This is a genomic window from Geomesophilobacter sediminis, assembly GCF_016458275.1.
Taxonomy (GTDB): Bacteria; Desulfobacterota; Desulfuromonadia; order Geobacterales; family Geobacteraceae; genus Geomesophilobacter; species Geomesophilobacter sediminis.
In genome coordinates, this window is the sequence record NZ_JAEMHM010000002.1 from 301,765 (window position 1) to 322,303 (window position 20,539).

The window sequence follows — 20,539 nt, forward strand, 5'->3', positions numbered from 1 at the left end:
CGCCGTGCTCTACTCGGGACTCATACTGTTCGTTTTCCTGATGATCATCCGCCCCCAGGACTTCGTCTATGGATTGATGGGGCAGCCCCTGGTCTTCGTGACGATGGGTTTGGTCCTCGTGGCCTGGCTGCTGAGCGGCGTGGAGAAGGCTCCTTTCAAGACCGCTCAGGACAAATACTGTTTCATGCTGATGACCCTGATGGTTATTTCGACGGTCCCGACCCTGTGGACGGAGCTTGTCGTCACCACCTTCAGCGATACCTCAAAGCTTGTGCTGATTTACCTCTTCATCGTCACCATCGTCGACACGGAGGAGCGGTTTCGCAGCATTACCTGGATCATCATGCTCCTCATGACCGCCGTAGCCGGCATGGGGGTCCTGCAGTACTACGGCTACGACATCGTCGGCACCGGAATGCAGTTTGCTGCCGACAAGGGAATCTGGCAGATCCGTGGCGTCGGCAACTTCGATAACCCCAATGACCTTGCCTACTCCGTAGTGCTCGTGGTCCCCTTCTCCGTCGGGATGCTCCTGCGGGGTGGGGGGCTGCAGAAGGCGGCGAGCCTCGTCATGCTCGCCATTGCCGTCTACTGCATCGTCCTCACCGGATCGCGGGGGGGGCAGCTTGCGCTCGTGTTCAGTCTGACCGCCTTCCTGTACTTTTGGGTGACGAACCCGCGCCTAAAAAAGATGACCGCATATATCGGCCTGGTTGGGGTCTTGGCGGCATTCTCGGTGCAGACCAGCGACTATCGAAATGACGAGTCGTCGATGGGGAGGGTCGAGGCGTGGGACCGGGGGATGGAGCTTCTGACCTCCCATCCACTTTTAGGGGTAGGAAAGGGGCAGTTCCGCGAATACCACAAGCGCGACACTCACAACTCGTACGTTCGGGCTGGTTCCGAACTCGGGATCCTCGGGCTGTACGCGTTTTTGGGCACCCTCTTTTACTCCGTCTTCAACGCGGCCGCGCTTCTGAAGTCGGAGGAGTTTGAGCGGCTCAAACCGTATGTCCTGGGGATCATCTCCTTTTTCGGCGGTTTCGCGGTGGCCTCGATTTTCTCCACCCGGACCTATGACATCGTCTTTTTGACCGTCGTTGCCTTGAGTAGTGCTGTTTGCCGGATCGCCTCCCGGGATCCTCGGATCGGCGACGGCAGGTTCACCTGCGACCTTTGGAATCGGCGCGTGGCTGGCCTCACCGTCGGCGCCTTGTTTATTTGGAAACTCTTTCTCATACAGGTGTGGTAGGGATATGATCACGTTACTGTTCCTGGCGGCATTTGCCGTCTGCGCCGCCGTCATCTGGATCGGTGCCGAAAAGAAGGGGCTCACCTATTGGCTTCCGGCTGACCTCCTGCGTACGCTTCGCCTGGCGAGGACGGCCCGGCACCGGCAGGTCACCCACCTGATGTTCGCTTTCGTCGACCATTTCGAGCCTGGCAACCGCAAGGCGGGGCCCGAGAAGCAGGCTGAGCGGGTTGCTGCCTGGATCAACGACTACCCGAAGCTCGCCGGGGCGCACCGGGACTCGGACGGGATCCCTCCCCAGCACACCTTTTTCTTCCCCCCCCACTATGATACGCAGGACCATCTGGAGCGGCTGGTGGGCCTGTGCGCCCAAGGGTACGGGGAGATCGAAATGCATCTGCACCACGATCGTGGTACGGGGCCATGGCCCGACGACGAGGAGTCGTTGCGTCGCAAGATCATAGATTGCCGGGAGAGTTTCGCTCGCCTGGGGGTCTTCTGCCTGCCCGACGGGCGGAAAACCTTCTCCTTCATTCACGGGGACTGGGCGCTGGCAAATTCCCGGAAGGGTGGGGCGCACTGCGGCGTCAACGATGAGCTTACCCTCCTGGAGGAGGCGGGGTGCTACGCTGATTTCACCTTTCCGGTCTCCAACGAATCCCAGCCGGCGCTCGCCAACACTATCTTCTACGCCCGAAGCGGCAAGGAGCGTCCCAAGGGGTATGACGCCACTGCGGTCCCGTTGCGGGCTGGAAGGAAGCCGGCGCCGGGGCTCCTCCTGATTCAAGGGGTGATTGGCCTGCGCTGGAAATCGCGCACCCATTCGTTGCGCCCCAGCATCGAACAGTCCAACATCTGCGCGATCGACTCCCCTACGCCGCAAAGGATCGACTACTGGGTAAACAAGCGGATCCATGTCCCGGGGCGCCCGGACTGGATTTTCGTGAAGGTACACTGCCACGGTTCGCGCGAGGAGGACCGGGATGCGCTCATCGGCCGGACCGCCGACGCCATGTACCACTATCTGGAGAGCGCCTATAACGACGGGGAAAGGTACCGGCTTCACTACGTGTCCGCCCGCGAGATGTACAACATCGTCAAGGCCGCCGAAGACGGCAAGCAAGGGAACCCCCACCAGTACCGGGATTACCTGGTCCCGCGCTACGTATACCTCCCCGACCGGGAAAACCAGGAAGGACGGAGGTAATGTCGCTGAAAAGGCTGGTCAAAATGACCTCCACCTACATGATGGGAGAGGTTCTCATCATGGCGGGGGGCTTCATCTCCTTTCCCATCTTCACCCGGATCCTCTCCAAGAGCGATTACGGCGCAATGAACCTCATCGCCATCACGCTCTCCTTCGTCGAGGCGCTGTCGACCGTGGGGCTGCGCCACGCTTCCCAGCGTTTCTACCCGGAGTACACGGAGCGGGGGCTTTTCGCGGAGTTCTACGCCACCATCATGCGGAACTCGGTCAAGTTCGGGCTCCTCGGCACGCTCGGGACCCTCGCCGTGAGCGTGTTCCTTGCGAAGCTCGACCTGCTTCCTGCCGGCACGAGCACCCTTTTCGCGGTCGCGTCGCTGCTCATCTTCATCCGGATCGTTTCGAAGATCACCGGCTGCCTGTTCCGCATTCGGAACCAGGCCCGGACCTACACCGTCTTTGCGGTGGGAGAGAAGTATCTCGGTATGCTCCTTTCCGTCGCGTTCGTGGCGTACCTCTCGAAAGGGCTTTTCGGCTACTACTGGGGACTTTTGCTCGGGGAGGGGGTGACTCTCGCGCTGTACCTCGCCTTTCTGCTACGCGAATTCGGCTTGCCGAGGAGGGCGAGTTCCGCCGCGCTTTTCAAAGAGATGAGCGGCTACGGCATCCCCATGGTGCTCTCCGGGTTCGCCGGGATCATCCTTACCATGGGGGACCGCTACCTGATCGGCTACTTCCTGGGAACCGAGGCGGTTGCCGTCTACAGCGTTCCTTACAACCTCTGTTCCTACATCACCGGCATCCTGATCACCGGGTTCGAATACGCCTTCGTGCCGCTGATCATGACGGAGTGGGCCCGGCCGGGACACGGGGAGACTGACCGCCAGGTGCAAGAGGCGATCAAAATGTACTGCCTGGTGGCCCTGCCGGTCATCTGCGGGGTGATCGCTCTCGGCAGGGAGTTCATCGCGCTCATCGCTTCGAAGCAGTACCTCGTCTCCACCGACATACTCCCGTACGTCATCACCGGTGAGATGCTCAAAGGGCTTTTGACCCCGTTCATCATCGGTCTGCAGTTTCACAAAAATACGGTGGTGATGACCAAAATTACCTGGGGGGTCGCCATCCTGAACATCCTGCTGAACCTGCTCCTGATCCCGCGGCTCGCCCTGATCGGTTCGGCCCTGGCGACCCTGATCAGCTACGTGGTACTCCTGGCCGCTGGCGCCTACGCCTCGGGCCGACTGTATCGGGTTGCGGTGCCGACGATGGCTATCCTGCGCTACCTGGGATGTTCCCTTGGCATGTCCGGCTTCCTGGTGGTGGCGAAGACGCGCGTTCCCGCGGCGGGGCTGGTTCCCCTCGTTTTGGGCGCGGCGCTGGTCTTCGCCCTCCTTGTTTTGTTGCTGGACCGGGAGATCAGGAGCCGGGTCCCCGGCCTGGGCAAGGGGGTGTCCCATGGCTGAGGCTTTTCCCCTGGTCAGCGTCGTGATCCCGTGCTACAACTCGGCGCGCTTCATTGCCCAGGCGGTGGAGAGCGTGCTGGGGCAAAAGTACCCGAACCTCGAGCTGATCGTGGTCGATGACGGTTCGACCGACGACACCGAGCGGGTGCTGGAGGCCTACCGTGGCCGACTTACCTACCTCCGCCAGCCCAACGCCGGTCCGGCGGCCGCCCGCAACCGAGGCATTGCGCAGGCGCGGGGGGAATATGTCGCTTTTTTGGACGCCGATGATCTCTGGCTTCCCGAAAAAACCGCACAACAGGTGGCGCGGATTCACGGCGAGCAGGCCATCGGCCTGGTTTACGGCCGGTTCGCCAACTTCAGCAACGAGTCGGGTGAGCTGCTCTCGGTCTTACCGGAGGTGACCCCTTCGGGAGCGCTGTTCGACCAGATCCTGCAAAAGAGCTTCATCGCGCTCCCCAGTGTCCTGGTCCGAAGGGAGGTGCTGGCAGAGGTAGGGGGGTTCGACGAGGAACTGCTTACCGCCGAGGACACGAACCTCTGGCTCAAGATCGCCCGGCGGCATCGGATCGAAGCGGTGCCGGAAATCGTGTTCCACCGTCGCTTGCACGGGGACAACCTCTCCGACCGGGTCGACATCCGGGTCGGCACCCTGGAAAATCTCGACCGCATCGTCGGGCTTTTCCCGGAAACAGCTCCGGACCGCTACCCGCCGATGCAGGTTGCCTATCGGGTGCGTGGCGAGGCGATGGCGACGGATCTCTTCTGCGGCGGCCAGTACGCGCAGTGCCACCGGGTCTGCGGCGAGCTTCTCGGCAAGGGGGTATCCAGTCCCCGGATTTACCGCTATTACCTCGCTACCTTCCTCTCCGCTTCTCTTCTGGCAGGAATGAAGGGGATTTTGAAACGGCTGAAAGGGTATAGATGATGAACCGACCAGACATCTCGATTGTGATCCCGGTCTACAACCGGGCTGAGGAACTGAGGCGCTGCATCGCCTCGATCCTGCCGCAGCGCAACAGCTCCTTCGAAATCATCGTCGCCGATGACGCCAGCACGGATTTCGACTATCAGACCCTCCGCACCCTTTCCCCCTGCATTTCGGTTCTCACGGCCAAGGTGAACTCGGGGCCGGCATACCTGCGCAATCTTGCCATCAATGCCGCCCGTGGCACCTACATCCTTTTTCTCGATAGCGACACCTGCCTGCCATCGACGGACACGTTGCGCCATCTCCTCGACTTTTTCGCCAGCAAGCCGAAGACGGGGACCGTGGGGGGCGAGGTACGGGTCTACGAAAACGACCCCTCCCGGGTTTACGGACGGCTCATCGCCGGGGACGGGAGCAGCAAGGAGACCTTCGTGCGCAACGCCGAGCACTGCCAGGGGCAAACCGATTTCCTTGCCACCTGCTGCTGCATGGTCCCGGCCGAGCTCGCCCGCAAGGTCGGAGGTTTCGACCCCTACTACGTCTTCGGGAGCGAGGACAAGGACTTCGGATACAAGATCATCAAGCTCGGGTTCCGCAACTACGTGAGTGCCGACTGCGCGGTCGAACATTACCACAGCCCGAAGGGACGCAACGCCAACGAGACGTACCTGTACCAGTTCACCCGGCTCCGTTTCGCCTTCAAGCACTTTTCAACCGCAGAGTCGCTCCTGATCGGCCTGAAGTGCCTGCTGCATTTCTTCATCTTCTATCTGTTCCTTCCCTTCAAGCTTGCCTACTTCACCTTTTCCCGGCGGACCATCGTGAAGGAACACCTGCTCGGGGGATACCTAATCCTGAAGGCCCTAACCACCTGCGTCGCCACCTACCGCGAGATCCGCAGCTCGGTCAACATCGATTTCCTGAAGGCCGAAGAAATGGAGCGGTATCTTAGCTGGCGCAAGAGGAGAAAATGAAATGGCGGCTCTGATCAAGAAAATGGCCAAAGGCCTCTACCGGAACCTCCCCGGCCCGATCCGGGCACAGATCGTGGAAGGGTTCGTTCGCCGCAAGCTGCGGCGGATCAAACTCCTTCAGTCCCCGACTGCCCTTATCTTCTTCATCACCGCGCGTTGCAACAACCGGTGCGCCCATTGTTTCTACTGGCAGGACCTGAACGCTTCCTGCGATGAGCTCTCCCTGGAGGAGATCGGGACCGTGGCATCGACGCTGCGCCACCCGGTGCACCTTTCCCTGACCGGCGGCGAGCCCTTTCTGCGCAACGACGTCGGGGAAATCGCCCGGCTGTTCGTCGAGCGGAATCGCTGCCGCAATCTCGCCCTGGCGACCAACGGCTACCTCACCGAGCGCATCGTCGCCACCTGCCGGGAAATCCTCCATCTCCCCCTGGACACCCTGTCGGTGCAGGTCTCCCTGGATGGCCTGGAGGAGACCCATAACGAGATCCGGGGGGTCCGGGACGGGTATCGAAGGGCAGTGGAGACGATCCAGGCCCTGCAGCAGCTCTCCCGGGAGGAGCCCAGGTTTTCCGTCGCGGTCTCGATCACCATCCAAAAGCGCAACCTGGACGAGGTGCTCCCGCTCACCGAACGGCTGGTCGAACTCGGGGTGCCGATTCGCTACGCCCTGGTCCGCGGACAGCATTTCGGCACCTATGGGCTCCCGCCGGAAGCCGCCAACGACATCGACCCGCTGGAGGGCGAGGCGGCGGTCGTGGACCTCAACCGGCTGGAGGGGCTTTTCGGCGAGATCGGTGCGAGGAACGCCGCCGCACCCTACCGGTTCTGGAGCGAGCGGCAGCAGGAGAAGATTCGGATCTCCCTGGCGATGATGGCGCGCAAGGAGCGCCAGCTACCCTGCTATGCCGGCAAGGTGGACGGCGTCATTTATGCCAACGGTGACGTGGCACTTTGCGAGCTCACCAAGCCGGTTGGCAACCTCAGGGAGCACGGACTCGATGTGGCCAGGCTTTGGAGCTCGGAGCCGGCGCAGGCGATGCGGGCCCGGATCAGGAACTGCTTCTGCATCCACGGCTGCAACCTCACCACGAGCATGACCTTCGATCCCAAGGTCGTGCAAGGCGTGCTGGACGAGCATGCGCGGTAGGTGTTTCCGCCACCGTGCTGCAGCCAGGTGGTGGGGCTCATCGAACCGGCCCGAGTTTTTTTCTTGGGGTGAAGCCGACCTGGGTACCGGGCAACCCCTGGCCTCGGCTGTCGAGTTTGGTGTCAGCATGATTCGGCTGGTCTTGCGGAGGGTCTTTGGGGCGGAAGGGGTGGGGGTGCTGGTACTCGTCCTGATCTGCCTTGGGGGCGCAGGGGCCGGGGCGACGGGAACCGAGCGACTGCGGGACAACGCCATCGTCATTCTCGGTGGCAGCTACCAGGAGCGGGTTGGCCTGGCGGGACAGCTCTTTCATGCGGGAAGGGCGCCGCTCGTCGTGGTTGCCGACGACGGGGTCCGGAGAGGATGGTCGCAACGGTATCAGCGCAACCTCTACTCAGTCGAGCGAATCCGGGAGGCGCTGGTGCGCCTCGGAGTGCCTCCCGGCGCCATCGTCGCGCTTCCCTACTACAAAAGCGGCACCGTCTGGGACGCGCTCGCCGTCCGGAAGTACCTCCTCGCGCATCGCATCACTCACGCCATCATAGTCACCTCCGACTATCACGCTCGCCGGGCCGCCTGGATTTTGCGCCGGGTTCTCCCCCCGGAAATCACCTTCAGTATCGCCCCCGCCCGGACCCTGCACGACCGTTTTTTCCTCCCGGCCACTGAACTTCTCAAATCGATCTACTACTACGGCAGATACGGGCTGTTCCCGCTACCGCACCTGCCGGAGTGAGCAGTCCGGCGGTCCCCGGCTGATTTACGGGCAGGGGACTTGATTGAGGTTGAGCGGGTTGCTCGCACGCCCCGCACTCACGTTCCCCGCCGCATCACGTGCGAAGGCAAAGAGAGTGGTTACCCCGCTTGCGATCGGCTGGTAGCTCGTGAGGGAGGGTTGCCAGGTACAGCCGTTGGCGCTGTTGGTCGTCTGGATGCAGTAGGCGGTCACTGCGACATCGTCGGTTGCGGCGATGGCCACCGGAATGGCTGCTGACGCGTTGGGGGTGAGATAGACGGTGAAGTCCGTGACTACGGGGGGGGTGGTGTCGGTCGCCGTGAGCGCCCCGATGCCATAGCCATTGGCAAGCTCACTGGTGGTAGGGCGGGTCACGCCATCCCGGTCTTTCCAGGACTCGGTTGCCCCCAGAACCCCCAGGGCGCGGAGGTCCCCACCGGAGGAGAGGGCTCGGTTGCCCGGCGCCGGGTGATAAGTTGCATCCAGGTAAGGGTGGACGTTGAAGAGGGCGTGGGAGTCCACCGGGGTCGGGATGTTCGCTGAGAACCAGGAGAACCCCATGTTGTAGTACTGGTTGTAATCCATCGCCAGTCCTACTTCATTCATGAGGGGGGGGGAGTAATCTCCGTCCTTGTCCTTCACGTAGTAGGCCCGCCCAGGAATGCCGAAGTTCGTTATCGGCACCGTGTCGTTGAAGAAAAGGTTGTTGAAGAACCGTTCGTTTTTGCACAGATGGTTGTGCTCTCCCATGGTGTTGCTGGGAAACCCGTTGTACCCGTCGGTCCACAGCTTGTAAAGGCTCTGGGTCCCCCCTCCGTTTACCACCGTGTTGTTGTACCAGGTGACGTTGTACCCGTTCCTGCTGGAGAGCGGAGGATCGCAGTTGATTACGATGTTACCCCGTACCGTGACGTTTCTTGCTTCCGCCAATACCTCCGGCTGATAGGTGGTGGCATGGGCATACATCGTACCCGTGGGGGAGGGCATGATCTCGTTGTCGGCATCGGTCTCGGAGAGGATCCGGCTGTTGAGGCCTGGGATCTCGGAGGGAGTGTACCGGATGTTGTACCACTCCATGTTTTCCCCGATTTCTATGCCGGCAAAAGGCGCGACCATGTTCTCTATCCTGTTGTTCTCGAAGAGGATGTTCGCCGACCCACCCTTGGCGAAAAAGCCCAGATGCGGGCTGGGATTTGGCGGGGTGAGGTCGTCGTGCATCCAGTTGTTGCGGACGATCCCACCGTAGATCCCGTTCATCTGCATGGTGGAGTGCCCGGCGGGAGTAGTCGATACGTTATACATGTTGTTGTTCTCGACCAGGACGTTGTTGCCGTGACCGGTTTTCACCGCGTCCATTTTGCAGTCGTGGATGTAGTTGTTGCGGATGATCAGGTTGTCGATCCCGTTCGCGTTGTACAGCCGGGTGCCGTATCCCCCCCAGTTGCCGTACGAAAGGGCGGGGTCATATGAGCCGTAGGTGTCACCGTCGGCTTGAATCCCGATGAGGGAGCAGTTGCGGACCTCCAGTCCGTCGATGACGATGTTTGGATAGGCGACGTAGATGCAGCTTGCCGCTTGGTTGCTGCCGTCGATGATGGCGCTCAGCGGTGTCGGATACGAAGTTATGGTGATCGGATTGCCGGCGGTGCCCCCATGCACCGGGGTCACCACCCCCGTGCAGTGGTCAGTACAGCGGGAGGCGACGAAATCCTTTCCGTATACTCCGGCCATCAGCCTTATGGTATCGCCCGGTTGGGCGGCCCTCAGGGCGGAACTCACGTTGCGAAACGGAGTGGACAGGGAGCCGTTTCCGAAAGGGGAGGGGCGGGTTGCCGTCACATAGAGGTCGCTTCCCCACGCGGGGATCGACAAGAACAATACGGCCATCACGGTTGTTATAAATCTCATGTTGTTCTCCCTGCGTCCTAGTACGGTTGGGCAACCTTCCACGGGTTGGCTGAAATGGCGGCGACTTCTGCGGGGGAGAGTGCCCGGTTATACAGAAGGGTGAAGCCGACACTGCCGTTTAACCCGTAGTAGGTGGTGTTCGAGGAATCCCGATGGTAGGAGCCGATGGAAAAGGTCCCTTTGTAGGGGGGGGGAGCACCCAGCGTCGAAGCATAGAAAAGCGCACCGTTGCGGTAGATGCTGACACTGGTCCCCGACACCACCGTCGCCAGGGTGTAGTTCCCCGGGGGGAGGCGGTAGGCAGCTGAGTTGGTCTCGGTGCCGTTCCACCCCCATCGCATCCGGTAATAGTTGCCGCCGCCGTCTCCGCTTACTCCCAGCCCTATCGCCGGCAAGCCGGAGCCATACACCGACCAGAACTCCATGTCCTCGTAAGGCGCCAGTGGTTGGACCGTCACGTTCTGCACCACGGTGAAGGCGCTGTTATTCGGGAAAAACCCAGCCGGCGAGGAAAGGTGGCCATAGACAGTACCGCTCACCCCATGACTGAAAGCCATCCCTGCCGGGACCCAGACCGGCGCAGTGCTCCCCGCATCCAGGAACTGCAGGTCCCCGTTGGGCACCAGAGAGTGCGCAATGGCGCCGGTGCCTTCATTGAGGAGCCAGCAGCCGAACAGGCCGGCAACGGACCAGTCGCCGTCGGTGCGCAACGCGGTTCCGAAGGGGGGCTTGGTGGTCCAATCCCGGAGAGCCCCGGTTCCGCTCACCGCGGCCGAAACCGAGGCGATGCCCGATGCCGATGCGGTGAGGATTTCGCCGGTAGTCCCGGGAACGGTCGGGGCAAAGGCGACCGTACTGGTGCAACTTCCCCCCGCCGCCAGGGTTCCGCTGCAGGTCGTGGAAAGCAGGGTGAACGGAGGGGTGAGCCCCCCTTGGGTCACGCCCGTGGCGGCCGTCTGCCCGGAGTTGGAGATGGTGATGGTGAGGTTCTGACTTTTGCCGGTGGAAACGTTGCTGAAGGCGAGCGTAGTGGGGGAGTAGGCAAGGGCTGGTGGAGTCGGGGGAGCCGTGGCAGTCCAGCAAACTGGAGGAACCGTAGCGGCTTGTGCCTCCTCAGGGGCTCCCTCAAATAGGCACAACCCCAAGGTTAACGCCGCAAGATAAACGAATCTGCCTAGTGTCCCCATAAACTCTCCTGTCAATAGGTTCGATGCTGCCAACATCTGCCGGCTGGGCTAGAGCTCTTTGCTGCAAGAGGGAATCTGCCGGCCGGGTTTTTCGTACTGTAAATAGGTGCCGCGAAAAAAACAACGAAAAAACGTTTAGTTATGGCTCATTGGGGGGAGGTTGGGTTGCGGGGCTACCTGTGAGGGGATGCTGGGGTGGCAGGGCGAGCGGATGCCCGGGGCCGGGCTTGGGTGCGAAACTGCAACCCTGCCGGGACCCGGGGAACGTCAGTGGTCATGACTGCTGGAGGTCACCGCGGTGCGGCAGTGAGAGCCCCGATGGTGTACCCCTGGGACAGCTCAAGAGGCGTCGGCCTGGTGACACCGTCCCGATCCTGCCAGGTCTCCGTCGGACCTAAAATCTTCAGCGCCCGGAGGTTGCCACCGGCATGAAGGGCGCGGCTGCCACGGAGAGGCCGGTACCCGGGATCGAGCAGCGGGTTCACGTTAAAAAGGGAATGTTGGTCCACCTTGGTCGGGATGTGGGCGGAGAACCAGGAATACCCCATGTTGTAGTAGAGGTTGTAGTCCATGGCGAGCCCTTCCTCGTTGTACCGGGGCGCCGCGTAGTCTCCGTCCTTGTCCTTCACGTAGTAAGCCCGCCCTTTCACCCCGAGGTCCTGCATCGCGACCCGGTCGTTGAGAAAGAGGTTGTTGAAGAACTTCAGGTTCTTGCAGAGGTGGCTGTGCTCCCCCTTCGTGTTGCTGGGAAAGCCGTTGTAGCCATCGGTCCACAGCTTGTAGAGCGCCTGGCTCCCCCCTCCGTTGATGATCGTGTTGTTGTACCACTTGACGTTGTACCCGTTACGGCTGGAAAGCGGGGGATCACAGTTCACCACGATGTTTCCGCGGACCGTGATGTTCCTCGCCTGTGCCAGGACTTCGGGTTGATAGGTGGGGGCATGGGCATACTTCGGCCCGGTGGGGGAGGGCATGATCTCGTTGTCGGCATCGGTCTGGGACAGGATGCGGTCGTTCAGGCCCGGGATCTTGGCCGGGGTGTACCGGGTGTTGTACCACTCCATGTTGTCCCCGATCTCGATCCCGGCATACGGGGGGACCATGTTCTCGACGATGTTGTTCTCAAAGACGATGTTTTCGGATCCCCCCTTCATGAAGAATCCGATATGGGGATTGGGGTTTTGTGGCGTGGCGTCGTCGTGCATCCAGTTGTTGCGGACGACCCCTCCGTAGATGCCGTTCATCTGCATGGTGGAATGTCCGGCCCTGGTGGTCGAGACCCGGTACATGTTGTTGTTCTCGACGCGGACGTTGTTTCCGTGCCCCGTTTTCACCGCGTCCATCTTGCAGTCGTGGATGTAGTTGTTGCGGATGACGAGGTTGTCGATGCCGTTGGCGTTGTAGAGCCTGGTTCCGTACCCCCCCCAGTTGCCGTAGGCTTGGGCGGGGTCGTAGCTCCCGTAGGTGTCGCCGTCCGCCTGGACCCCCATCATGCCGCAGTTCCTGATCTCAAGCCCGTCGATGACGATATTGGGGTAACCGACATAGACACAGCTTACCGCTTGGTTGCCCCCGTCGATGACCGCACTTAAAGGAGATGGGTAGGAAGTAATCGTGATCGGGTTTCCGGGGGTCCCTCCGTGGGGGGGATTCACGATGCCGTTGCAGTTGGAAGTGCAGCGGGCGCGAACGTACTCTTTCCCATGAACGCCGGGCATCAACCTGATGGTGTCCCCCGGGCGTGCAGCTTTCAGCGCCGAGGCGAGGTCGCGGAAGGGGGCCTCCAGGGAGCCGTCGCCGGAAGGCGCGGGGCGGGTGGCCGTCACGAAGATGTCGCCACCGCAGCAGGGTGTTGCAACGCCGAGGCAACAGAGGATGGCAAAGAGAGCCCGCATGGCTTCAGCTCCGTACTTCTTAGTGTCGCGAGGTCGTGGGGCGGGGCGTCAACTCATCTTCCGCGCCACGACGTTGAGGGAAAAAGGAGTGCACGAGTCGTCCTCGATGCCCAGACTGTAAGGATGGGCCACCCGAAAATGCTGTTTTCCGACCAGCTTGCAACCGCAACCGGCCAGCAGCTTGCTGAGGCTTTCGTAGGTAAAGACGGTCTGATGACGGAATTGCGGGGGGAGGTCTAAGGCGAAGAGCCCGTTTATCCACCCGTTTTGCGCCGGAAGATTCCACCCGGAGGGATCCAGAATCACCCTCCAGGAGATTGCCTGGAAATACGGGACGCACAGGACGAGGTAACCGCCAGCCTTAAGGACCCGGGTCCATTCCGAGAACACCTCGGGTACCTCCCCGGGGGGGAAGTGCTCCAGGACGTGGCTGGCCCTTACCAGGTCCCACTCGTCGTCCCCGGAAAAGGTCAGCCTCCTGACGTCGCAGACGATGTCCGGATGGCGCTCTTCAAGGACGTCCACGTTCACGTAGGTCGGAATCGGCCGGAACGAGGAGCCGAGATTCAACTTCTTCGCGGAGCGAGCGACCTCGGGGGGGAGGACGTCCCTGCGGAACCGGTTCAACAGGGGCTGGACCCGGTCGTAGCCCCGTACCTTGGAAAGGAACACCCCTTCAACTGCGGCCATCAACCCTCGCATTGGAACCTCCTCAGACAGTCATTGTTGCTGGTCCGATGGAATCTGCCATATACGACGCTTCGATTGTCCGAGCGGAAACCTGAACCAGTCAGTCACTCTTCGACTGCTACGTCCATTTCGGGGGGCGATAATACTGCTCTAATAATAAAAAGGCAATAATTTATTCGGTTCGCCTCGGCCGAACTGCTTCAGGTGCCAGTTCGCGGGCTCCTGCGTGGCGCTTTGTGGTCATGGTTACCGCTGCGCTGCCGCACCGCGGGATTGGGAATCCCGAGCGGCTCCGGGGGCACGTTGGACCGGCAGCGCTCCAATATCGACCCCTCCGTAACCGGCGCCGGCAAGTGCCCGGTTCCTTGGGGTAAAGCCGGCCCGCACGTAACCGAGCAGGTCGGGTATGAGCGAAGCTGGATTCGTTTTGATCCTAGCCAGCGCTGCATCGACCGTCCCCATTCCACCGAGGCTGGAATCCCACGCTGCCAGATTCCTTTTGGGATCTACGAACTGCGGATCCGCCACAATGTCATGGGTGCCGGGACGGGAGCCGTAGGCGAGGTTCAAATAGCCGTAGGTGCGGCTTGGGTGGAGTCCGTTGCCGTCATAGACATCTCCCGAAGCGAGGTTGAAGCCTGCGTTGTAGTCAGCATCGATGACGTCGACGGCGACGATGCCGAAGGCGCTGGTCCGATCACAGGGGACCGGGAAGGGGGAGGCCACGGTGAGGGTGGAGTCGGTATTGCCTGAAATGGTCCTGCTCTGGCCCGCGTTGGCCCCCGCGAGGATGACGAGTTTAAAGGTCCCGTTCTTGCTGAAAAAGTCAGGCTTCCATCCCGCCCCGCTTTTGGTCAGGGAATAGCGGTCGGAGCTTTGGTTTGACGCATATATCCTGGCACCACCGTAAACAAAGACACCGTTGCTGCTTCTTACGTGATATCCCTTGCGGGCTTTGGTGCCCCAGGAAAGGTTGTTCCGGAAATATCCCATCCCGCTGTGCGGTTTATTCCCCTCCTGCATCGTGGCTCCCTGCACCCCGGTCGCAACGGTATTGTTGTAGGCGTTCAACGTGCGGTTGGGGTCGTCGTGGAGGTAGGTGTAGAGGGTCCCGGAGCCGCCGCCTGACGCAGGCTCGGGGAGGACGATGTTGCCGAAGATGTTCATGGTGTAGGGAATGGGGACGGGGAGCACTGATGCGAATACGCAGTCACCGTCGTCATCCTTTCCACCCGACTCGAATATGTTCCCCTTGACGTTGATCGGGCGGGAACTCTCCGTGCTCATCGCGGCGAGGAAGTGTGGGTTGTCAGCGCTCACATAGAAATAGTTGTTTTCGATCGTTCCGGAGCCGTTGATGCTTACCACATCGTTATTGAAGGTGGTGTAGGCAAAATTGTTGCTAAACGAAGTGAAGTCCCTTGTGGAGGTGGTTGTGCCGGTGTCGGCGACAAATGCAGGTCGGCCGTCCTGGTACCGGCTGCTGAAAAAATTGCCGTCGATGGTCCACCCCCCGATGCCGGCCCCGTTGGAGGCGATCCAGACGGGACGGTCGAATACGTTGCCGGCCAGGATCCTTCCCGTTCCCTGCGCCGGAGCAGCATGTCCACTGACTTTAAGGTTTTCCCGGTAGGCGTCGTTTCCGGTGAAGGTGTTGTTGGTGAAAATGAAGTTTGAGGTAGCGGTCAGGTTGCTGACGAGGATCCGTGCCGACCGCGTGAAGGTGCAATGGTCAATGACGTAGCTCCCGGTTCCTCCGGTCTGGAAAATATCGAGGGAGGCGGCGTTGGGGGAGCCGCTCAGGTCGGTCAGGTCCGCGTAGTGCAGGTCGATCTGCCCGCGTGGGTTGCCACCCCCGAAGTGGATGTTCCAGTTTCCTGAACCGGCAGCTTTGCCCATCGATACGTGGGAGTTAGCGTTGCCGTTCGCCACCAGGACACCTGTCGTCTGCGGAGTGATGCTCAGCACCGGACGCCCCTGAATTGTGGAGGAGTCCATGACAAGGGCCGACCCGGGGTCGAAAGTGAGTTTTCGGGCGTCCGCGATGACGATGTCCCCATGGCTGGTAAGGGTTACGCCGCCGCTCACGGTGCAGTTTCCGTTGCAGGTCAACGCGGTGCCGACATGGCCCGTCTCACCGATGGTGGTATTGGTGTCCACCCGCACCGTGACCTGCGGGGAGACCACGGCGTTGTCCCCCTCCCCGGGGACCACCCCGCCTTGCCAAGTGGCAGGGGCAGACCAGTTGTAGGTGCCGGCAGCCGTCACCGTGGCGATCGTGCGCGACGCGGCCTGCACCGGAACCAGCACCAGCACCAGCAGGGCAATCACTATGATCTGTCTCATGCCGTCCTCCACAGGGCCGGTTGCTCAATCAAGGGGCGTCCGCGTTTTCTGAACCCTTGCGTTAATCCCATTGATGGAGGTCTGATCCTCACGTACGGCGGGACATGATTCTGCATTCAGTACCGGCGCGTGAGTGCCAAGGGTGCCGAGCCGCCAGGACGCCGCCGGGCGATGGCAATGATGCCGCCAGATAGAGAAAAGATCAAGCATAATAAATAGAAACTAAGTTACCGGCCTCATCTGCAAACATACATCAGGCCGATTTAGTTCTAGCCAAGTAAGTAAAGATGCACCTTGTACAAAGAAGTTTCTTGATTACTGGCTGAAGTAAAGGTAAATTGGCGACGCTGATGCTTTAAGAATTGAACCGGTGTTTTGGGGCCGGTTTGCTGTGACTGTCACCAATGAAGAAATAGTCATAATTCACTTGGGGGAGGCACGTCGTTCTGAGGTCGCCCCGGAGGCGTTGGTGCCTTTCACTTCACTCGAATACCTGATATTCCTGCCGTTGCTATTTCTGGTGCATCACCTGTCCCGCGGCAGGATGCGTTGGGGCGGCCTGCTGGCGGCGAGCTACGGATTCTACCTTGACGCAGGGGCAAGCTACCTGGTGGTCGTTCTGGCTTTCGTGACGTTACTTTCCTACGTCTGCGGGCTTCAGGTCGGACCTGCCGGGAATCGACCGCGTTTTTTCCTTCTTATCGGTATTGTCGGCAATATCGCGGTCCTGGTTGGGATGAAGTACCTTCCGTTTTTATGGGAATGCGTCTCGTCACTGCCGTCTTTCATCCCGGTGGCGAAGCTGAGCGCTCCCCCGCTGCTGGTATCGGTCGGTGTCTCCTTCTTCGTTTTCCAGGCGATCGGTTACCTCGTCGCCGTGTATCTGGAAAATGAGGATCCGGAACGCCACCTGGGCATATTCGCCCTCACCCTGGCGTTTTTCCCAAAGCTGCTCCAGGGTCCGATCGAAAAAAGCAGCGACCTCGCCGTACAGTTCCGTCAAAGTTATCGCTTTGATTACCTCGACATCCGTTCCGGGATGACCCTCTTTCTCTGGGGGGCGTTCAAGAAGGTCGTCATCGCGGATCGGCTCGCGCTCTTCGTGGATGCCGTGTACGCGAGGCCGACGGCATACGCGGGGATTTCCCTGGTCTTCGCCACGGTGCTGTACGCGTTTCAGCTCTACCTTGACTTTTCCGGTTACACGGACATGGCCCTCGGCTCGGCGCGGCTTTTCAATATCCGGCTCTCCCAGAATTTTGACCGTCCCTATCTTGCCACTTCGGTGGGGGATTTCTGGCGGCGCTGGCACATGACCTTCTCCCGGTGGATCCTCGCCAACCTTTTCCAGCCGCTGCAGATGAGATGGCGGTATTGGGGAAAGTGGGGAACGGCGCTGGCCCTGATGGTGACCTTTCTGGTATCCGGCATTTGGCACGGCGCAGCCTGGGGCTTCATTGCCTGGGGGGGTATCCACGGAATCTACCTTTCCTGTTCCGTCATCTGGAGTCCTTACCGCAGGAGACTTTACCGCTGGCTGGGGATCGAGAAGGCTTGGTGGCTGCGACTTTGGCAGGTCTGCGTCACTTTCCTCCTCGTCTCCTTTGCCTGGATTTTCTTCCGGGCCGGGACCTTGGAGAAGGGATGGTACATCGCGACCCATCTTTTTACCCCCGGTCCCCTGCCGGCTGCGAACTGGGGGGAGTTGGTCGAGACGTACCTACTGGCTGGCCAGTCCATCTGGGATTTCTACCTCGCTGCCGTCTTACTGGCTGCTTTGGGGGGCATCAGCTTCTTCTGTGCGCGGCGAGGCTGGTCTTCACTTCCTGATGCCATAGAGGCTGCCCCTGGCTGGGTTCGGTGGGGGACCTGCTACGCCATCACCCTCTGCCTCGTTTTTGCGGGAATCTTCGGCAATGCAACCTTCATCTACTTCCAGTTCTGAAAAAGGCGGGCGGGGGCTGGACCGGATCCTTCTCAGGGGAGTGCTCTTCTTGGCCGGCGGGATCCTGCTCCTCATCCCGCTTTGCCGAATTTCCCTGCGAGCGGACCGAAGCGCCCTTTTGTCGAGCGTCTTCCGCATGAGCCGGGATACGACTGTGGTGGCGGCCGGTGATTCCCACACCGAGACCTCCATTTGCCCGGACCTCCTGAGGGGAGTGGTGAACATTTCCCGCAGTGCGGAAAGCTACTTCTACACCTACTACAAGTTAAAGCATTTCCTGGCGCTGAACCCGCAGGTAAAGACGGTACTGCTCGGATATTCCCCGCACAACCTGGCGAACCACGATGTGCAGTTTCGGACCGACCAGTTGAACCAATGGAAGGAGTATTTCATCCTCCTGGATCCGCCGGCCCGCCGGCAGGTCGCATCTTTTCGGCTCCCCTACCTTGTGGCGTTCCTGCAGGCGGAATATGGGGCTCCTTTCCGTCTGGTCCAGAATCCCATCCTGATGAAGTACCTGTTTCGGAAACCCTTGAACAGGATGGATTTTCCCTTCAACGGGGACTACAAGCCGTTGACCGGCTCTTTTGTCGACCATGACAAGGTGGACCAAAGAGTTGCGGAACATTTTCTGGCTCGGGAGCAGTACCTGGGAACCTCTGCGTTCCAGGCGAGGTATCTGGAACGGATCGCCGAGCTGTGCAGCGAAAAAGGGATCCGGCTGGTGCTGGTCAGTACGCCGGTGACTGCGGGCTATTTCCGGGGGATTCCGCGCCAAGCACGTGCCGATGCCGACCAAGTCGCGAGCAGGGTCCTGAAGAGGTTTCCCACGTTCCGGTTCTGTAACCTGGAGGCTTTGCCGGTGCCGACGGAGGGATTCTACGACCCCAACCACGTTAACCGGATCGGTGCGCGCATCGTGTCGGAGCGGCTGCTGGCTCTGCACCCCGATCTCTTCCCGGAGATGCGGAAAACGCCGGGGATGGACGGTGGCAGTTAACGTCTGTTTCTCGGGGGACGAGTACGAGCCGGCGTCGTTTTACATTTGGCCGGCGCGCTACCCACGGGCCCGGAAGCACCGCCCGACCACCCTATGGTGGAGGTCGGGCACCGGTAGATTCGTTAGGCACTCTGGTGCCGTGTGCTGAGGTAGTTAGATTCGAGCTTTCGTCCAGCTCCGCGGAGGTAATTTGTCCCGATGACCTTTTCTGAGTCGTTGAAACAGTACAAGCTCCAGTTTGGCGCTCTGCTGCTGCTCCTGGCGGCGCTTTACCGCCTGGTCGTACCGGACATGGTGGTGCAGTGGTATCAGGATGAGAACTATTCCCACGGATTCGTCGTCCCCCTCATCGCCGGCTACTTCGCGTACCTGCGGCGTGAAGAGATCCTTGGGGCCGAGGTGGCCCCGTGGTGGCCCGGGCTGGGGCTCGTCCTGGCGGGGCTTCTGGAGCTTTTAATCGGGTGGCTGGGGACGGAATACTTCAGCATGAGGATCTCCATCGTCGTCGTCCTTGCCGGGCTGACCCTCTTCTTCTTCGGGAAACAACTGTTCCGGCTCATGCTGCTGCCGCTTGGCTACCTGCTGTTCATGATTCCCCTGCCGTACCTCGTTTATGACTCCGTTGCTTTTCCGCTCAAGCTTTTCGTGACCAAGGTGTCCATCGCCTTTCTCCAGGCGGTGGGGGTCGTGGTCATGCGTGAGGGAAACATCATCATCCTACCCTCCACCACCCTTGAGGTCGCCGACGCCTGCAGCGGGATTCGCTCACTCATCTCATTGCTCGCCATAGGAGTCGCCTACGCCTTTTACCTCCCGATGTCGGGATGGCGGAGACTCCTCCTGGTGGCTTGCTCGATTCCGATTGCGGTATTCGCCAACGCCTGCCGCGTCATCGGGACCGGATTTCTGGCGCAGTACTGGGGAAGCAGAGCCGCCGAAGGTTTCTTCCACGAGTTTGCGGGGCTGGCCGTTTTCGGCGTGGCTATGGTTCTGATGCTGTCCTTGGGGACGTTACTTGCGCGGGGGCGAAAAGGGTGATCGACAAAATCCATTTTTTTTGTGTGTTCTTGGTGCTCCTGGCCGTCGGGCTGTACATGAACCTGCATCGCGACCTGACCGTGCCGACCGCCGCCCAGCTCGCTACCTTTCCGGTGAACCTCAATGGGTGGCGGGTGGAGGGGGAGTTTGCCATCTCCGATGAAGTGCAAAAGGTTTTGCGGGCGACCGACGTTCTTTCTCGCGCGTATATCGATCCGCAGGGAAAGAGGGTTGCCGTTTACGTGGGCTACCACGCAGGTGGGAAGGACAGCGGGGAGATCCACTCGCCCAAACATTGTCTCCCGGGAAGTGGGTGGTTGGAGATGTCATCGGTTCGGCGGCAGTTGGATCTCCCGCAAGGGAAACTCAACCTGGTGCAGGCGATCTACCGGAAGGGGGAGAGTAGCGAGATGTTCCTCTACTGGTTTCAGGTGAGGGACAAGAGCATTTCCGATGAATTCTCCCTGAAAGTGGCGGAGATCGTCAATTCGGTGTTGTACCAGCGTCGGGATGCTTCCTTCATTCGGGTCTCGGTTCCCTTCGAGGGGGATGAAAGACAGGCGCAGCGCACCGCTGAGCGTTTCATCACCGACGTTCTCCCCACCCTGCGGCAGTTCCTCCCCGGCTAGAACCTGCCCCACGCCTGCCGTCTCCCGGCACCGCGACGGATGGCTCCCGTTTCCCGATCCCGTTTCCCGATCCCGTTTCCCGATCCCGTTTCCCGATCCGGCCTCCCGATCCGGCCTCCCGATCCGGCCTCCCCCGGCCGGATCGCCTCTCCCCCAACCTTCCCCGCGTAGCTGAAGCTCCTGTCTCA

General features: G+C 60.7%; 16 protein-coding genes. 11 read left to right on the top strand and 5 right to left on the bottom strand.

Annotated elements, in window-relative coordinates; all coding sequences use genetic code 11:
- Positions 1–4 precede the first annotated feature (4 nt).
- The 7 genes from JFN93_RS25895 to JFN93_RS03090 all read left to right on the top strand — a co-directional run bounded on the left by JFN93_RS25895 (position 5) and on the right by JFN93_RS03090 (position 7,713).
- Complete coding sequence (locus JFN93_RS25895; RefSeq protein ID WP_199382518.1) at positions 5–1,252, top strand: O-antigen ligase family protein; 1,248 nt, start codon at positions 5–7, stop codon at positions 1,250–1,252.
- A 4-nt stretch (positions 1,253–1,256) separates the two neighbouring features.
- Positions 1,257–2,459, top strand: a complete 1,203-nt coding sequence (locus JFN93_RS03065) for a hypothetical protein (RefSeq protein WP_199382519.1) — start codon at positions 1,257–1,259, stop codon at positions 2,457–2,459.
- Positions 2,459–3,922, top strand: a complete 1,464-nt coding sequence (locus tag JFN93_RS03070; RefSeq protein ID WP_199382520.1) for a lipopolysaccharide biosynthesis protein — start codon at positions 2,459–2,461, stop codon at positions 3,920–3,922. Before JFN93_RS03065 ends, JFN93_RS03070 begins: the two co-directional genes overlap by 1 nt.
- Positions 3,915–4,850 carry a glycosyltransferase gene (locus tag JFN93_RS03075; protein WP_199382521.1) on the top strand — a complete coding sequence of 312 codons (936 nt, stop codon included), beginning with the start codon at positions 3,915–3,917 and terminating at the stop codon, positions 4,848–4,850. The genes JFN93_RS03070 and JFN93_RS03075 overlap by 8 nt, the downstream gene beginning before the upstream one ends.
- Positions 4,847–5,827 carry a glycosyltransferase family 2 protein gene (locus JFN93_RS03080; RefSeq protein ID WP_199382522.1) on the top strand — a complete coding sequence of 327 codons (981 nt, stop codon included), beginning with the start codon at positions 4,847–4,849 and terminating at the stop codon, positions 5,825–5,827. The genes JFN93_RS03075 and JFN93_RS03080 overlap by 4 nt, the downstream gene beginning before the upstream one ends.
- A gap of 1 nt (position 5,828) precedes the next feature.
- A complete protein-coding gene (locus JFN93_RS03085; RefSeq protein ID WP_199382523.1) occupies positions 5,829–6,977 on the top strand; it encodes a radical SAM protein in 1,149 nt (382 codons plus the stop codon).
- Between the two features lie 127 nt (positions 6,978–7,104).
- Entirely contained in the window at positions 7,105–7,713 is a 609-nt protein-coding gene (locus JFN93_RS03090) for a YdcF family protein (protein ID WP_199382524.1), read from the top strand.
- A 24-nt stretch (positions 7,714–7,737) separates the two neighbouring features.
- On the opposite strand, the gene JFN93_RS03095 is transcribed toward JFN93_RS03090, so the two are convergent.
- From JFN93_RS03095 to JFN93_RS03115, 5 genes are all read right to left on the bottom strand, one after another.
- A complete protein-coding gene (locus JFN93_RS03095; RefSeq protein ID WP_199382525.1) occupies positions 7,738–9,621 on the bottom strand; it encodes a right-handed parallel beta-helix repeat-containing protein in 1,884 nt (627 codons plus the stop codon).
- A 17-nt stretch (positions 9,622–9,638) separates the two neighbouring features.
- Complete coding sequence (locus JFN93_RS03100) at positions 9,639–10,808, bottom strand: choice-of-anchor D domain-containing protein (protein ID WP_199382526.1); 1,170 nt, start codon at positions 10,806–10,808, stop codon at positions 9,639–9,641.
- Between the two features lie 290 nt (positions 10,809–11,098).
- Entirely contained in the window at positions 11,099–12,703 is a 1,605-nt protein-coding gene (locus tag JFN93_RS03105) for a right-handed parallel beta-helix repeat-containing protein (RefSeq protein ID WP_199382527.1), read from the bottom strand.
- A gap of 48 nt (positions 12,704–12,751) precedes the next feature.
- Positions 12,752–13,405 carry a class I SAM-dependent methyltransferase gene (locus tag JFN93_RS03110; RefSeq protein ID WP_199382528.1) on the bottom strand — a complete coding sequence of 218 codons (654 nt, stop codon included), beginning with the start codon at positions 13,403–13,405 and terminating at the stop codon, positions 12,752–12,754.
- A 234-nt stretch (positions 13,406–13,639) separates the two neighbouring features.
- A complete protein-coding gene (locus JFN93_RS03115) occupies positions 13,640–15,739 on the bottom strand; it encodes a hypothetical protein (protein WP_199382529.1) in 2,100 nt (699 codons plus the stop codon).
- 469 nt (positions 15,740–16,208) lie between these two features.
- Between JFN93_RS03115 and JFN93_RS03120 the strand changes: the two genes are divergently transcribed.
- The 4 genes from JFN93_RS03120 (at position 16,209) to JFN93_RS03135 (ending at position 20,351) form a co-directional block, all read left to right on the top strand.
- Positions 16,209–17,684, top strand: coding sequence for an MBOAT family O-acyltransferase (locus JFN93_RS03120; RefSeq protein WP_199382530.1), 1,476 nt, complete (start codon positions 16,209–16,211; stop codon positions 17,682–17,684).
- A 49-nt stretch (positions 17,685–17,733) separates the two neighbouring features.
- Positions 17,734–18,684, top strand: coding sequence for a hypothetical protein (locus tag JFN93_RS03125; protein ID WP_199382531.1), 951 nt, complete (start codon positions 17,734–17,736; stop codon positions 18,682–18,684).
- 198 nt (positions 18,685–18,882) lie between these two features.
- Complete coding sequence (gene xrtA / locus JFN93_RS03130) at positions 18,883–19,722, top strand: exosortase A (RefSeq protein ID WP_199382532.1); 840 nt, start codon at positions 18,883–18,885, stop codon at positions 19,720–19,722.
- On the top strand, positions 19,719–20,351 hold the full coding sequence (locus JFN93_RS03135; protein ID WP_328753536.1) for an exosortase C-terminal domain/associated protein EpsI: 633 nt from the start codon (positions 19,719–19,721) through the stop codon (positions 20,349–20,351). The genes xrtA and JFN93_RS03135 overlap by 4 nt, the downstream gene beginning before the upstream one ends.
- Positions 20,352–20,539: the final 188 nt, after the last annotated feature.